Source organism: Noviherbaspirillum cavernae, from assembly GCF_003590875.1.
Lineage (GTDB): Bacteria > Pseudomonadota > Gammaproteobacteria > Burkholderiales > Burkholderiaceae_D > Noviherbaspirillum > Noviherbaspirillum cavernae.
In genome coordinates, this window is the sequence record NZ_QYUN01000002.1 from 369,220 (window position 1) to 383,405 (window position 14,186).

The window sequence follows — 14,186 nt, forward strand, 5'->3', positions numbered from 1 at the left end:
CGGAATGACGGCACGGTGCGGCCTTGTTGCAGGTTCAACCAAGCGGAGGAAGTATGCGATTGCTCATCGTCTGGCTTATCAACGCAGTGGCTTTGTTCGTTTTGCCCTATCTGATGAATTCGATCCAGGTGCAGAGTTTCACGGTCGCATTGATTGCGGCATTGGTGCTCGGTCTGGTCAACACGCTGATCCGTCCGATTCTGTTGTTGCTGACGCTGCCGGTCACGGTGCTGACGCTGGGCCTCTTCATCTTCGTCATCAATGCGCTGCTGTTCTGGATGGCGTCGAAATTCGTCGGCGGTTTCCATGTCGCCGGCTTCTGGTCAGCGATGGGTGGCGCGATTCTGTACAGCCTGATCTCCTGGGGGCTGTCCGCTTTAATACTGAATAGATAGCATGTCTCAACAACATTTCAGCATCGAATTCTTCCCGCCCAAGACGCCGGAAGGCGTCGAGAAGCTGCGCGCGACACGCGCGAAGCTGGCGGAACTGCATCCGCACTATTTCTCGGTCACCTTCGGTGCCGGCGGCTCCACGCAGAAAGGCACGCTGGAAACCGTGCTCGACATCAAGCGCGAAGGGCACGATGCCGCGCCGCACCTGTCCTGCATCGGCAGTTCGCGCGACAGCCTGCGCGAGATACTGGCCGAATACAAATCGCACGGTATCAAGCGCCTCGTCGCATTGCGCGGCGACTTGCCGAGCGGGTATGGTTCGGCGGGTTTTTCCGCGGGCGAATTCCGCTATGCAAACGAGCTGGTCGAACTGATCCGCGCCGAAACCGGCGACTGGTTCCACATCGAGGTGGCGGCCTATCCCGAAATGCATCCGCAGGCGAAGTCGCCGCAGGATGATATGCAGAGCTTTGTGCGCAAGGTGAAGGCGGGCGCCGATGCGGCGATCACGCAGTATTTCTACAACGCCGACGCCTACTTCCGTTTCGTCGATGAAGCGCGCAAGGCCGGCACCGACGTGCCGATCGTGGCCGGCATCATGCCGATCACGAACTACTCGCAACTGATGCGCTTTTCCGACATGTGCGGCGCGGAGATTCCGCGCTGGATACGCCTGAAGCTGGCCAGCTTTGGCGACGATGCCGAATCGATCAAGGCGTTCGGGCTGGATGTGGTGACCTCGTTGTGTGAACGCCTCTTGGTGGGCGGCGCGCCGGGTCTACATTTCTACACGCTGAATCAGGCCGTCGCGACGCTGGAAATCTGCCGTCGCCTGCGCGCGCCTGCGCGCTGAACCGCTTCGCTATGCGGTGTCCCGTGCCGCCGGCAATTCCGTGATGATGCGGTCGAGCGGGATGTCGTGCGGTGCGCCCTTGAACTGCGCCATGGCGCAGGAATACGCGATGCCGAGCGTGAACGGGCGCGGCGTGGTGGCGAGCGTGCGATCGTAGAATCCGCCGCCATATCCCAGACGCACATTGTCCGAGTTGTATCCGACGCAGGGAATGAGCAGCGCATCCGGGTGCAAGGTATTGTCGGCGTTGGCGGGTATCGACACCGCCAATGCATCCTTGACCAGCGGCTCGCCCGGCGACCATGCGGCGAAACGCAGGGGCGCATCCTGCGCAATCACCACCGGCAACGCAAGTTGCACACCGCATGTTGCCAGTTCGGCATAAAGCGGACGCAGGTCCGGTTCGCTTCTTATCGGCCAGTAAATTCCCAGTGTCCTGACCGGATGTGTTGCCAGCAATGCAGTTATCTGCGTGGCGATCGAGGCATCCCATTGCCGGCGCACATCGGGTTCGACGGCTTGCCTTTTTTCCAGCAGCGCGCGGCGCAACACCTCTTTATCGGACAGGTTGTGGAGCATGGTTTTTGCAGAAAAGATCGAACGTCACATGCTATCCTAGACGACGCCGATTCAGTGCTCAACAACAAGGTTCCAAATTGAATTTTCCGATGAAATGGATTGCCGGAGTGACATTCGCGCTTGCCTCGGTAAGCGCGTTGCTGCCTGCCGCGCATGCGCAAAAGCGCGTTGAAAATTTCGCCACTGACGATGATGTGTTTCTGGCATTGCGCGCGGCTTCGAATAAGGGCGATGCCGCGAAGGCGGATGAACTCGCGTCGCGGCTGGCGAATTACGCCATTCCTTCCTATGTCGATTACTACCGCTTGCGGCCGCGCATCGGCAGTGCGCCGGAGCAGGAGATTCGCGACTTCCTGACACGCTACGACGGCAGCGCGATCGCCGATCGCTTGCGCAACGACTGGCTGCTGGAGTTGGGCAGGACGCGCAATTGGATACTGTTCGATGAACAGTATCCGCTGTTCGCGCTCAACGACGACACGCAACTCAAATGCTATGCGCTGATGTCGAAGGCGCTCAAGGGCCGGCAGGTCACCGACGAGGCGCGCGCCCTGCTGGTGGCGCCGCAGAATTATGGCGAGGCCTGCCCGTCGCTGATGGCGACGCTGGTGCAGGGCAATCAATTCAGTGCCGACGATGTGTGGGCGCAGATCCGCTTGATGGCCGAGTCCGGCAACGGCGGCGCGATACGGCGCATTGCGGGACTCACCACTGCATCCGAAACCGCCATCATGCAGGCGACCGACAAGCCGCAGGCGGTTGTGGCGCGCGGCGCGGGCAACGGACGCGATGCGCATGAAATCTTCATGCTGGCGCTGGGCCGCGTTGCCAAGGGCAGCCTGACGCAGGCGGTGAGTGCGCTGGTCGCATCGGCCGAGCGTCTCAACGAGCGGGAGCGCGCGATCGCGTGGTCGCAGATCGCGTATCAGGCCTCGCTGCAACTGGCTCCGGACGCGGTGGTGTACTGGCATCGCACGAGCGGCGTGCCGCTGTCGTCCGAGGCGCATCAATGGAAGGTGCGCGCTGCGTTGCGCGCAGGCGACTGGAAATTCGTCAAATCATCCATCGAGGCAATGCCCGCACACGTCCGCAACGACGCGACGTGGATCTACTGGCTGGGGCGCGCGCACAAGGCCGAGGGCAACAATGAGGAGGCGCAGACGCAGTTCCTGTCGCTGGTCGCGCAAACCAGTTTCTACGGCCAGCTCGCGCTCGAAGAACTGGGGCAGAAGATCACGATTCCGCCGCGCGCGCAGCCGGTGACGCAGGACGAGATTGCGCCGATCGCCGAGAATCAGGGCTTCGGCCGGGCCTTCAAGTTCTTCGATCTCAATCTGCGCTTCGAAGGCTACCGCGAGTGGAACTGGGAGCTGCGCAGGATGAACGAACGGCAGCATCTGGCTGCGGCTGAATTCGCACGGCAGAGAAACGTGCTGGATCGCATGGTCAATACCTCCGACCGCACCAAGGCCGAATTCGATTTCACTCAGCGCTTTCCGTCACCTTTTCGCGATGTGATGCATTCCAATACGCAACGGCTCGGCCTCGACATGGCGTGGGTGTACGGATTGATCCGCCAAGAGTCGCGCTTCATCCTGAACGCGCGCTCGCATGTGGGAGCCTCCGGCCTCATGCAGTTGATGCCGGCCACCGCGAAGTGGGTCGCCGGCAAGATCGGTATCGGCGGATTTTCGTTGAGTCAGGTCAACGACATCAACACCAATATCCTGCTTGGCACCAACTACCTGAACATGGTGCTGAACGACCTGGAAGGTTCGCAGGCGATGGCGACCGCCGCCTACAACGCCGGTCCCGGCCGTCCGCGCGCATGGCGTTCCACCTTGGCCGGCCCGGTGGAAGGCGCGATTTTCGCGGAATCGATCCCGTTCAACGAGACACGCGATTACGTGAAGAAAGTGCTGTCGAATGCGACCTACTACGCCGCGTTGTTCGAAAGCAAGCCGCAATCGCTGAAGGCGCGTCTGGGAATGGTCGCGCCGAAAGGATTCGCGCCCAGCGATTTGCCGTAAATCCTGTCTTGCGCAAGTCCTTGCACGTGTTCTTCATTGACACGCGTGCAGCGCCTGCTAACAATGAATCGAGAGTTGCTGTGTTTTCCGCATGAACAGCACGGCATCTCGATTTCATTGAACCTGCGCATGAGGTGCGGTCATGGACTTTCGTTCCGTATTGATCATTGGCGGCTCCGGTTTCATCGGCGGTCATTTGCTGGCCAAGCTGGCGGGTACCGACTGGCGCGTGATCGTGGTCACGCGCCGTTACGAAAAAGCGCGCCACCTTCTCGAATTGCCTTCGGTCGATGATCTGGTGGAAGCCGATATCCATGACGAGGCGACACTGCATCGCCTGATGCAGGGCAACACGGCCGTCATCAATCTGGTCGGCATTCTGCATTCGCATCCCGGTTCGCCTTACGGCCCGGACTTTGCAAAGGTACATGTCGAATTGCCGAGGAAGGTCGCGGCGGCATGCGCGGCCAATGGCGTGCATCGCCTGCTGCACATGAGCGCACTGGGCGCGGCAGCCGACGCGCCGTCGATGTATCTGCGCTCGAAGGCGGACGGCGAGCGCGCGGCGATGTCGCAGCCATCGGTCGGCGTCACGATCTTCCGGCCTTCGGTCGTGTTCGGCGACGGCGATCATTTCCTGAACATGTTCGCAGCGCTGGAAAAATTCCTGCCGGTCATGCTGCTTGCCAGCGCCGATGCGAAATTCCAGCCCGTTTACGTGGAAGACGTCGCGCAGGCATTCGTGCATGCCTTGTCGAACGACAGAACCATCGGCAAGACCTATGAGCTTGCCGGGCCGACCGTCTACACCTTGCGCGAACTGGTGAAACTCGCCGGCGTTTGTTCCGGCCACTCGCGGCCGGTGATCGGCCTGCCGGAACCCTTGGCGCGTCTGCAGGCGATGCTGATGGAACACATGCCGGGCGAGCCCTTGATGACGCGCGACAACCTTGATTCGATGAAGATCGAGAACGTCGCTTCTGTTGCTGCCGAACCCATCGATCCGGAGCTGGGCATCACGCCCACCACGCTGGAATCGGTCGCGCCATACTATCTGACGGGACAGCGGCCGCCGCACACCGGGGTCGATGCGACGCACACGGCGGCGCGGCATTGAAGCGCCGGACGAACTGACTCGTCGAGCCCTCCGCTTGCATCGAGGCGGAACAAAAGTGCATGACGTGTCGTTTGCTTGCATTGCCTGTTTGGAAAAATCTCGCAAACGCTTTATCCTCGAAGGCTTGCTGAACATGTCGTTCTGCAAGCGCTTCGGTGTGCATTGCACCGGGCAAGTCAGTCAACCCATATCGGACGCCACGCATGCAAACCACAGAACTCGATCCCACGCTGTCGCAAACGCTCGATGCCGCCGGCAAGGCCGGCTTGAAGCTGGTCATCGGCAACAAGAACTATTCGTCCTGGTCGATGCGGCCGTGGGTCGCGATGAAGGCGTTCGGCATTCCCTTCGAGGAAGTCCGCATCGGCCTTGATCGGCCGGATACCGGTTCGCGCATCGCGCAGTACTCGCTGGCGGGCCGCGTGCCGGTACTGATCGACGGCGAAACCAGCGTGTGGGATTCGCTGGCGATCTGCGAGTATCTGGCGGAACAGTTTCCCGACAAGGCGTGGTGGCCGCGCGACGTCGCGAGCCGCGCAATGGCGCGCTCGATGTGCGCCGAGATGCATTCCGGCTTCACCGGCCTGCGTTCGGCAATGTGGATGAATATCCGCGCGAACTTTCCGGGCAAGGGCCGTACCACCGAGGCGCAGGCCGACATCGGCCGCATCAGCGAAATCTGGGAAACCTGCCTGACGCGTTCCGGTCCGCATCGATTCCTGTTCGGCGACTTTTCCATCGTTGACGCGTATTTCGCCCCGGTCGTGATGCGTTTCAGGACTTACGGCGTGGCGCTCGCGCCTGCGCTGCAGGCCTACGTCAACCGCGTGATCGCGCATCCGGCGGTGGCGCAGTGGATGCGCGAGGCCGAAGCGGAAGGTGAGCGGTTCGAGAAGTACGACGTCTATCCGGATTGATGCGGATGCATTTTCCCACTGTCGAATGCAGGCTCGGACCGCAATGAAAACCTATGTCGTCGGCGGCGCGGTGCGCGATGAATTGCTCGGCCTGCCGGTGCAGGATCACGATCATGTCGTGGTCGGCGCCACGCCCGAGCAGATGATCGCGCTCGGCTATGCGCCGGTCGGCAAGGACTTCCCCGTGTTCCTGCATCCGTCCACACACGAGGAATACGCGCTGGCTCGCACCGAACGCAAGACTGCGCCGGGTTACAAGGGCTTCGCCTTTCATGCGGATCGCGACGTCACGCTGGAACAGGACCTGGAGCGGCGCGATTTGACGATCAATGCGATTGCGCGGGAAGAGGACGGCGCGTTGATCGATCCGTTCCACGGACAGCGGGACCTCGAGCGGAAACGCTTTCGCCATGTGTCGGACGCATTTGCGGAAGACCCGGTGCGGATTCTGCGGGTGGCGCGCTTTGCGGCGCGCTTCACCGATTTCACGGTTGCGCCGGAAACCAACGTGCTGATGCAGCAGATGGTGCAGCAAGGCGAAGTCGATGCGCTGGTGCCAGAGCGCGTGTGGCAGGAACTGGCGCGCGGGCTGATGGAGGCGAAGCCGTCGCGCATGTTCGAGGTGCTGCGCGCATGCGGTGCGCTGGCGCGCATCCTGCCGGAACTCGATGCGCTGTGGGGCGTGCCGCAGCCTGAAAAGCATCATCCGGAAATCGATACCGGCATCCATGTGATGATGGTGGTGGACTACGCCGCGCAGCGCGGATACAGCCTGCCGATCCGCTTCGCGGCCTTGATGCACGATCTGGGCAAGGGCGCGACGCCGGCGGAAGAATGGCCGCGCCATCACGGCCACGAGGCGCGCAGCGTCGCGCTGGTGGAGCAGGTCTGCCGGCGATTGAAGATTCCCAACGATTGCCGCGATCTGGCGCGCATCACGGCGCGCGAGCATGGCAACGTGAGCCGTGCGCTGGAGCTGCGCGCGAACACGATGGTGGCGCTGTTCGAGCGCTGCGATGCGTTCCGCAAGCCGGAGCGCTTTGGCGACATGCTGCGCGCAGCGGAATGCGACCATCGGGGGCGCACCGGCTTCGCGGACAAACCCTTCCCGCAGGCACCGTATCTGGCGGACGCATTGCAGGCTGCGCGCGGCGTCGATGCGGGCGAGATCGCGCAACGCCACGGCGACAAGCCGGAGCGCATTCCCGATGCGATCCGTGCCGCACGCGTTGCCGCAGTCGGCGCGGCGACCAGCGCCGGCGACGACGGCGCATAAGCGCGCCGCATTCCTTCACACCCAGGTGCCGCTGACAGCCGAGGCGCTTGCGGTTTCTTCCTCTGTTGACTCTGCAACAGAGTCGCTTTTCGACATGTTCCCTGCGATAGCTGACAGTTGTCTTTGCACGGAAAAAGGTTAACTTTTAGTAAATTACGGTAATATTGCCAATCAGCAAATTTTGCTGTGTGCAAAGCTGCAAAATAACGTCGTCATGGTTGTCGAAGGACCACGAGAAGCTGTCCAATCCCAGCGAGAAAACTTCGAAGATGCCAGCAAACACTCCGCTTGTTCAAACCCATCCCTCTGCAAACGACAGACCGCTGGAACGTGTCCCCGATATCGCCGACCTGCTGGTGGCGTATCTGGCACAAATCGGCGTCGAATACGTCTTCGGCATCCCCGGCGGGGCGATCGAACCTCTCTACAACGCGCTTGCCAGAAGCAGCCGCGCGGGCGGCGTGCGTCACATCCTCGCGCGCCATGAATCCGGCGCGGCATTCATGGCGGATGGTTACGCGCGTGAAAGCGGCAAGATCGGCGTCTGCTGTGCCACTTCCGGCCCCGGCGCGACCAACCTGATCACCGGCGTTGCCTGCGCCTACGACAATGATATTCCGCTGCTGGTCATCACGGGTCAGCCGGCGCTGCCCGCGTTCGGCAAACTGCCGCTGCAGGAATCGGCCTGCACGGGCGTCAACGTGCTCGGCATGTTCCAGCATTGCACGCGATACAACTCGCTGGTGTCGCATCCGAAGCAGCTGGAATCCAAGCTCGTCGCCGCCATGCAGTGCGCCACGCGAGCGCCGCGAGGGCCGGTGCATCTGTCGATTCCGGTCGATGTCTTTCGCAGCCCGAGTCAGACGCTTGTGCCCTCGTATGATCTGCGTGCCTTGCTCGCACCATCGTCGCTGGTGGACGATGAGGCGCTGGCAAGCTTGTGCACGATGCTTTCCGAGTCGCGGAAAACGGTACTGATCATCGGCGGCTGGTGCTGCGAGGCGATCGACCCGATCCTCCAGTTTGCCCAGCTCAAGGGGGCGACCTTCGTGACCACGCCGGACGGCAAAGGCCTGGTCAATCCGTATCACCCGTTGTTTCGCGGTGTCTTTGGTTTCGGCGGACATGCCTCGGCCGAAGCCGCGTTGTGCGATGAGGACGTCGATCTCGTGCTTGCCATCGGCGTCAGCATGGGTGAGTGGAACAGTGGCGGCTGGAGCGGCAGTCTGCTGAACGAGCGGCTGGTGCATATCGACGAGTCGGAAGACAACCTGGCGCTCACACCGATGGCGCGCTTCCACATACGCGGACGCATCCTGTCGATTTTCAATCGCCTGATCGAGGGTATGCACGATGGTGGGCCGGGATGCACTCGACCCCTTGAGCGCACCTCGCCCAGGCTGGTGCTGCCGGCATGGCGCCCGGACGCCATGCTGGCCGCGCCGGAGAAATATGAAAGCGATGCAACGCCGATCAAGCCGCAGCGCCTGATGCGGGAACTGGGCAGGCTGTTCCCGCCCGAAACGCGCTTTCTTGCCGACACCGGCAACAGCGTGTCGTGGGCCACGCATTACCTGCACCCGGCAGACCGGCGCATCAGCGAAAGGCGGATCGGCGGCGGAGAGCGCAAGCGCGGCGCCGGGCGGCGCAAGGCAGGCGGCGGCTGGCTGCGGGTCACCATGAATTTCGCGAGCATGGGGTGGGCGATCGGCGGTGCAATCGGCACGGCGGTCGCCAATCCCGATGCGCCGGTGGTCTGCATCACCGGCGACGGCAGCGTGCTGATGAACGGCCAGGAAATCTCTGTCGCCGTCGCCGAAAAGCAGACAGTGATCTTCGTGGTCCTCAATGACCAGGCGCTTGGCATGGTCAAGCATGGCCAGCGCATGGCGAAAGCGGAGCAGATCGGATGCGATATGCCGCCCACGGATTTTGCGGCCCTGGCGCGCGCATTGGGTGCGCCGGCACACACGATCCGTTCGCCGGAGGATTTGGCGGCGCTGGATATCGACGCACTCTGCAAGCGCAAAGGTCCGACCCTGCTCGATGTGCTGATTGATCCGGACGAAGTGCCGCCGATGAACGTCCGCATGCGCGTATTGCTGAACCAACATTGAATCGCGCCCGCTGCCGATGGGAGATGAATCGGCTGCGGTGTGCATATCTGCATCGGAGATGAGATGAGCGAAAAACAGGCGCCTGACACCATCAGCAGCCGCATCTGGCATGAAGAGCCGGAACCGGACAATCCCTTCGCTGCCCGGGCAGCCTATTGCCGCGGATACGACGTCTACGGCGAGATGCTGGGTCAGGCCCGCTGGGTGGAGATGTTGTATCTGCTATTTCGGGAAGACGCGCCGATCGCTGCGCAGACGGATTTGCTGGAGGCACTGGCGCTCGCATTGGCGAACCCAGGCCCGCGGGATGCCTCCGTGCATGCGGCCATGTGCGGCGGTGTCTGCGGTTCGCCCGCCGCAGCCTCGCTGATTGCCGCGCTCTCCGTGGGCGCGGGACAGCTGGCCGGGGGAAGAGAGATTTTCGTCTGCCTGGAGCGCTGGGCTTCGTGCGGTACCGATCTCGATGCCTGGCGTGAGCGGCTCGCCGCGCCGCCCGTCTCGCGTGGCACGATCTGGCCCGCGTCCGAACATCCGCCGGGCTTCGATCCACACGGCGCTACCACTGCCACGCCGGTCCGGCAGACCTTGTCCTGCCTCGCGCGTTACGGCGTCGGGCCGCATCTGACGTGGCTTGAAGAACATCGTGCGGACCTGGAGCGGCTGGCGGGGTGCCCGCTTTCCATGAGCGGCGTCGCTGCCGCGGCCTTTGCCGACCTGGGCTTCACGCCGGAGCAGGCGGAAATGCTTCACCTTCTGCTGCGCCTGCCGGGCGCGGCGGCGCATGCACTGGAGCAGAAATCGCTTGGCTACAAGAAATTCCCTTTCGGTACGGTAGAGCTGGAAAGCGATTTCGCCGAGGAGCAGACATGAGCGGACATGCAAAAGGACCGAGCTTGCTGGCGCAAAACCTCGGTGTGCTGAAAAGCCGCATGGGGACGTTTTTCCCTGGCAGTCATGTGATTTTTCGCGGCAAGGACTTGCATGCCGAGCTGAAGGATATCGACTGGATTGATCTGTATGTGTTCGGCATCACCGGCCGCCGTCTCTCGCAGGAACAACTGCGGTTGATGCATGCATTCTGGACATACACGAGTTATCCGGATGTGCGTTTGTGGAACAACCGGGTCGCGGCGCTGGCGGGCAGCGTGCGCAGCAGCGCGACCCTGAGTCAGGCCGGCGCGACGGCGGTGTCGGAGGCCATGACCTATGGCGGCGGGACGTTCGCGCATGTGATGGATTTTTTCGTCCGCGCCAAAGAGCGCGTGGCGGAAGGGGAAAGTCTGAGCGCCTGTGTGCGCGAAGAATTGAAATCGCATCGCAGCATCGGCGGCTATGGCCGGCCGCTGATCAACGCCGACGAGCGGATTCAACACCTGCTGTCGCTCGCGCGCGCGCTGGGGCTGGACCAGGGACAATATCTGCGTCTGGCGCTCGCGGTGGAAGACGCGATGCTGGGCGAACGGCTGCGCATGAAGATGAACTACGCAGCCCTGGTGGCCGCATTGGGTCTCGATCTCGGCTTGTCGCCGCAGGAGTTGCGTATCGTGATGTTCCCGGCGTTTTTGGCGGGAATGCCGCCTGGTTACGTTGAAGCGCTGGAGCGGCCCGAAGGCGTGCTGTTTGCGCTGCCTTGTGAGAATGTTTTGTATTCCGGGCCGCCGAGGCGCTCCTGGCGCTCCGCCGTGAAAACCAGGGAGTGAAGGCGTGGACCAGACGTTGCAGGGAAATCTGATTTGCAGACAATCAGGAGACAAACAAGCCATGCGAGCGATACGGTCACCGGGACAGAAAGCCTTTGCTGCGTGCTTGATATCGGCCTGCGCCGGTGCCGTCGTTGCGCAGACCTCCGAGGAAGACGATCTCGCACTGGCTTACGGCGGGAAGTCCGCCATCAGCATTGCCACGGGCAGCATGCAATCCGTCGCGCGCGCCCCGGCGGTCGCCACGGTCATTACCGCGCAAGACATTCAAGCCACCGGCGCCACCGATCTGGACCAGGTGCTCGAAAGCGTGCCGGGCCTGCATGTGTCCGTATCGTCGCTCGGCTATCAACCGATTTACAGTTTTCGCGGCATCTTCACCAACTACAATCCGCAAGTCCTGATGCTGGTCAATGGCCTGCCGATCACCAATGTCTATCTGGGGAATCGCAGTCTGGTGTGGGGCGGCATGCCGCTGGAGAATGTGGCGCGCATCGAGATCATCCGCGGACCGGGTTCGGCGCTGTATGGCGCCGATGCCTACGCCGGCGTCATCAATGTCATCACCAAGACTGCCGAGGACATCAACGGCACCGAGGTCGGGGTGCGGGCCGGCAGCTTCAACACGCGCGATGCATGGATGCAGCATGGCGGCAAACTGGGGCCGCTGGACGCCGCCTTTTATCTGCGTGTCGGCAAGACCGATGGTCAGCGCGGCATCATCCAGCGGGACAGTCAATCCGCCATTGACCAGGCCTTCGGCACCAGCGCATCGCTTGCTCCCGGGCCGGTCAGCGTCGGCCGCGATACGCTGGATGCGCGCGCCGATCTCGCCTACGACAACTGGCGTTTTCGCGCCGGTTACCAGGAACGGGAAGTCGGTGTCGGCGCGGGCCTGGCGGAAAGTCTTGATCCCAAGGCGCGTGTCCCCGAAACGCGCTTGTATCTGGATCTGACGTACCGGAATGCCCGTTGGTCCCCCAACTGGGATGTGTCGGGCGTGGTCAATTACTATGATGTGAAGGAAAAGCAGGCGGACCCCGCGTTCTTGCTGTTTCCACCCGGCGCATTCGGCGGTGCTTTTCCGAATGGGGTGATCGGCAATCCCGGGCATTCCGAGCGGCATGCGCATATCGGCTTCTCGGCCCTGTACAGCGGTTTCGACTGGCATCGGATCCGGTTCGGCGCGGGGTTCCGGGAAGACAATCTGTACGCCGCGCCCGAAACCAAGAACTACACCATCGTGACGGTGCCGGGAGTCGGTCCGGTATTCACGCCCCTGGGGACCATTGTGGACGCAACCGGCAATCCGTCTCTGGTCTACCTGCAACCGCACAAGCGGCATCTCGCCTACGCATTTGCACAAGACGAGTGGAGCCTGGCGAAGGACTGGACGCTGACGGCTGGCGTGCGGCACGACAATTATTCGGATTTCGGCGGCACCACCAACCCGCGTCTGGCGCTGGTGTGGGACGCGGCATACAACGTCGTGCTCAAGGCGATGCACGGCCGCGCTTTCCGTGCGCCGTCCTTCGCCGAGCAGTACAACATCAACAATCCAGTATCCATCGGCAATCCGAATCTGACGCCGGAAACGATCGTCACCAACGAACTGGCCGCATCGTGGCAGCCGACGCCGGGACTGCAGACCAATCTCAGCCTGTTCCGTTATCGCATGCAGGACGTCATCCGCTTTATGCCGAATGCGGATCCGTCATCCGGCTCGACCGCGCAGAATACGCCCGGCCAAACCGGACGCGGCGTGGAACTGGAGGCGAGCTGGGATGCGCACCGCAACCTGCGCTTGTCGGGCAATCTTTCGCTGCAACGTTCTACCGACGATGCGACCGGCCAGGATGCCGGTCTCGCACCGCGCCGGCGGCTCTATCTGCACGCCGACTGGCGCCTTGCGCCGATGTGGCAATTCGGCGTGACCGCCAATCATGTGGCGGACCGCAAGCGCCAGCCGGGCGACACGCGTGCGCCGATTGCCGATTACACGACGGTCGATCTGAGCCTGCGCCGGGAGAAGCTCGCAGGCAACTGGGAGGTCCGAGCGATGGTGACGAACCTGTTCAACCGGGATGCGCGCGAGCCCAGTTTCGCACCGGGGAATATTCCGTTCGATCTGCCGCTGCCGGGACGCGCGTTCTATGTGCAGCTGCAGAACCGTTTCTGAATGCCCGTGAACGCCGGACGGACACCACAATGACAATGCGGACCATGCCCTGTCGCGTCGTGCTGAGATGCCTGCTTGGTTTGTGGCTGGCGATCGCGCATGCGACAGTCGGTGCTGAGCAGGCCGGCGCACACGCATCGGCGGCGGGCGCCATCGCGGTCATCCATCCGGACATCGGCGAACCGTACCGCAGCATATTCGCAAAGATCATCGAAGGCATCGAGGAAAACGTCCGGGTGGCGGCGCGCACTTACGCGATCGGCCCGAACACCGATGCGGCCGAGCTGAACGGGCAGTTGAAGCGCGCCGGCGTCAGGGGCGTGATTGCGCTCGGGCGGCAGGGACTGAAGGCGGCGTCGGGGCTGGACCGCGACATCGCCGTGGTGGCCGGCGGCGTGCTCTCGGTTCCCGAGTCGGACGCGCGCAATCTGATCGCCTACAGCCTCACGCCCGATCCGGCGCTGCTGTTCTCGCGACTGAAGACCCTGTTCCCCGCCGCGAAACGCGTCATCGTCATTTTCAATCCGCAGAGCAATGACTGGCTGATCAAGCTGGCGCGCGATGCGGCCAGGTCGCAGGGGTTGGAATTGGTCGCGCAGGAGGCGCGCGACCTGGCCTCGGCAGCGCGCTTGTACGACGCGGCATTCGCGAACGCCGACAGCCGGCGCGACGCGATCTGGCTGCCGCAGGATGCGACCACGGTCGACGAGACAACGATCCTGCCGCTGGTCCTGAAGGAATCATGGAACCGCAACGTGCCGGTCTTTTCCAGCAGCTTCCTGCATGTGAAGAAAGGCGCGCTGTTTGCGCTGTATCCGAACAATCTGGAACTCGGCCGCACGCTCGCCAACGCGGCTCTGGCAGCGACGGGCTCGTCCGGCGAAGCGCGCAAGCGCGGCGTGGTGCCGCTGCGCGAAGTGCACACCGCAATCAATCTGAGAACCGCAAGCCACCTCGGCCTGAACCTCGGCTATCAACAACAACGCAGTTTCGATTTCATCTTCCCGGAGCCATGATGAGCAA

General features: G+C 62.6%; 12 protein-coding genes. 11 read left to right on the forward strand and 1 reads right to left on the reverse strand.

Annotated elements, in window-relative coordinates:
* Positions 1-53: 53 nt before the first annotated feature.
* Both D3870_RS01840 and metF read left to right on the forward strand, forming a co-directional pair.
* Positions 54-395 (forward strand): phage holin family protein, encoded by a 342-nt coding sequence (locus tag D3870_RS01840; RefSeq protein WP_119736196.1) that lies wholly within the window; start codon positions 54-56, stop codon positions 393-395.
* Position 396: 1 nt separating this feature from the next.
* Complete coding sequence (gene metF / locus D3870_RS01845) at positions 397-1,248, forward strand: methylenetetrahydrofolate reductase [NAD(P)H] (RefSeq protein WP_119736198.1); 852 nt, start codon at positions 397-399, stop codon at positions 1,246-1,248.
* A gap of 9 nt (positions 1,249-1,257) precedes the next feature.
* On the opposite strand, the gene D3870_RS01850 is transcribed toward metF, so the two are convergent.
* Positions 1,258-1,827 (reverse strand): 5-formyltetrahydrofolate cyclo-ligase, encoded by a 570-nt coding sequence (locus D3870_RS01850; protein WP_242489823.1) that lies wholly within the window; start codon positions 1,825-1,827, stop codon positions 1,258-1,260.
* Positions 1,828-1,916: 89 nt separating this feature from the next.
* On the opposite strand from D3870_RS01850, the gene D3870_RS01855 reads away from it, so the two are divergent.
* From D3870_RS01855 to D3870_RS01895, 9 genes are all read left to right on the forward strand, one after another.
* On the forward strand, positions 1,917-3,857 hold the full coding sequence (locus tag D3870_RS01855; RefSeq protein WP_119736199.1) for a lytic transglycosylase domain-containing protein: 1,941 nt from the start codon (positions 1,917-1,919) through the stop codon (positions 3,855-3,857).
* Between the two features lie 142 nt (positions 3,858-3,999).
* Entirely contained in the window at positions 4,000-4,974 is a 975-nt protein-coding gene (locus D3870_RS01860; protein WP_119736201.1) for a complex I NDUFA9 subunit family protein, read from the forward strand.
* A 203-nt stretch (positions 4,975-5,177) separates the two neighbouring features.
* Positions 5,178-5,891, forward strand: a complete 714-nt coding sequence (locus D3870_RS01865; protein ID WP_119736203.1) for a glutathione S-transferase family protein — start codon at positions 5,178-5,180, stop codon at positions 5,889-5,891.
* 43 nt (positions 5,892-5,934) lie between these two features.
* The gene (locus D3870_RS01870) at positions 5,935-7,167 is read left to right on the forward strand and encodes a multifunctional CCA addition/repair protein (RefSeq protein WP_119736205.1); all 1,233 of its coding nucleotides are present in this window, start codon (positions 5,935-5,937) and stop codon (positions 7,165-7,167) included.
* 269 nt (positions 7,168-7,436) lie between these two features.
* Entirely contained in the window at positions 7,437-9,284 is a 1,848-nt protein-coding gene (locus D3870_RS01875) for a thiamine pyrophosphate-binding protein (RefSeq protein WP_242489824.1), read from the forward strand.
* 63 nt (positions 9,285-9,347) lie between these two features.
* Positions 9,348-10,154: a citrate synthase family protein gene (locus D3870_RS01880; protein WP_119736207.1), complete on the forward strand. Its 807-nt coding sequence runs from the start codon at positions 9,348-9,350 to the stop codon at positions 10,152-10,154.
* On the forward strand, positions 10,151-10,984 hold the full coding sequence (locus D3870_RS01885) for a citrate synthase family protein (protein ID WP_119736209.1): 834 nt from the start codon (positions 10,151-10,153) through the stop codon (positions 10,982-10,984). The genes D3870_RS01880 and D3870_RS01885 overlap by 4 nt, the downstream gene beginning before the upstream one ends.
* A gap of 61 nt (positions 10,985-11,045) precedes the next feature.
* Complete coding sequence (locus D3870_RS01890; protein ID WP_119736211.1) at positions 11,046-13,163, forward strand: TonB-dependent receptor plug domain-containing protein; 2,118 nt, start codon at positions 11,046-11,048, stop codon at positions 13,161-13,163.
* A 29-nt stretch (positions 13,164-13,192) separates the two neighbouring features.
* Positions 13,193-14,179 (forward strand): ABC transporter substrate-binding protein, encoded by a 987-nt coding sequence (locus D3870_RS01895; RefSeq protein ID WP_119736212.1) that lies wholly within the window; start codon positions 13,193-13,195, stop codon positions 14,177-14,179.
* Positions 14,180-14,186: the final 7 nt, after the last annotated feature.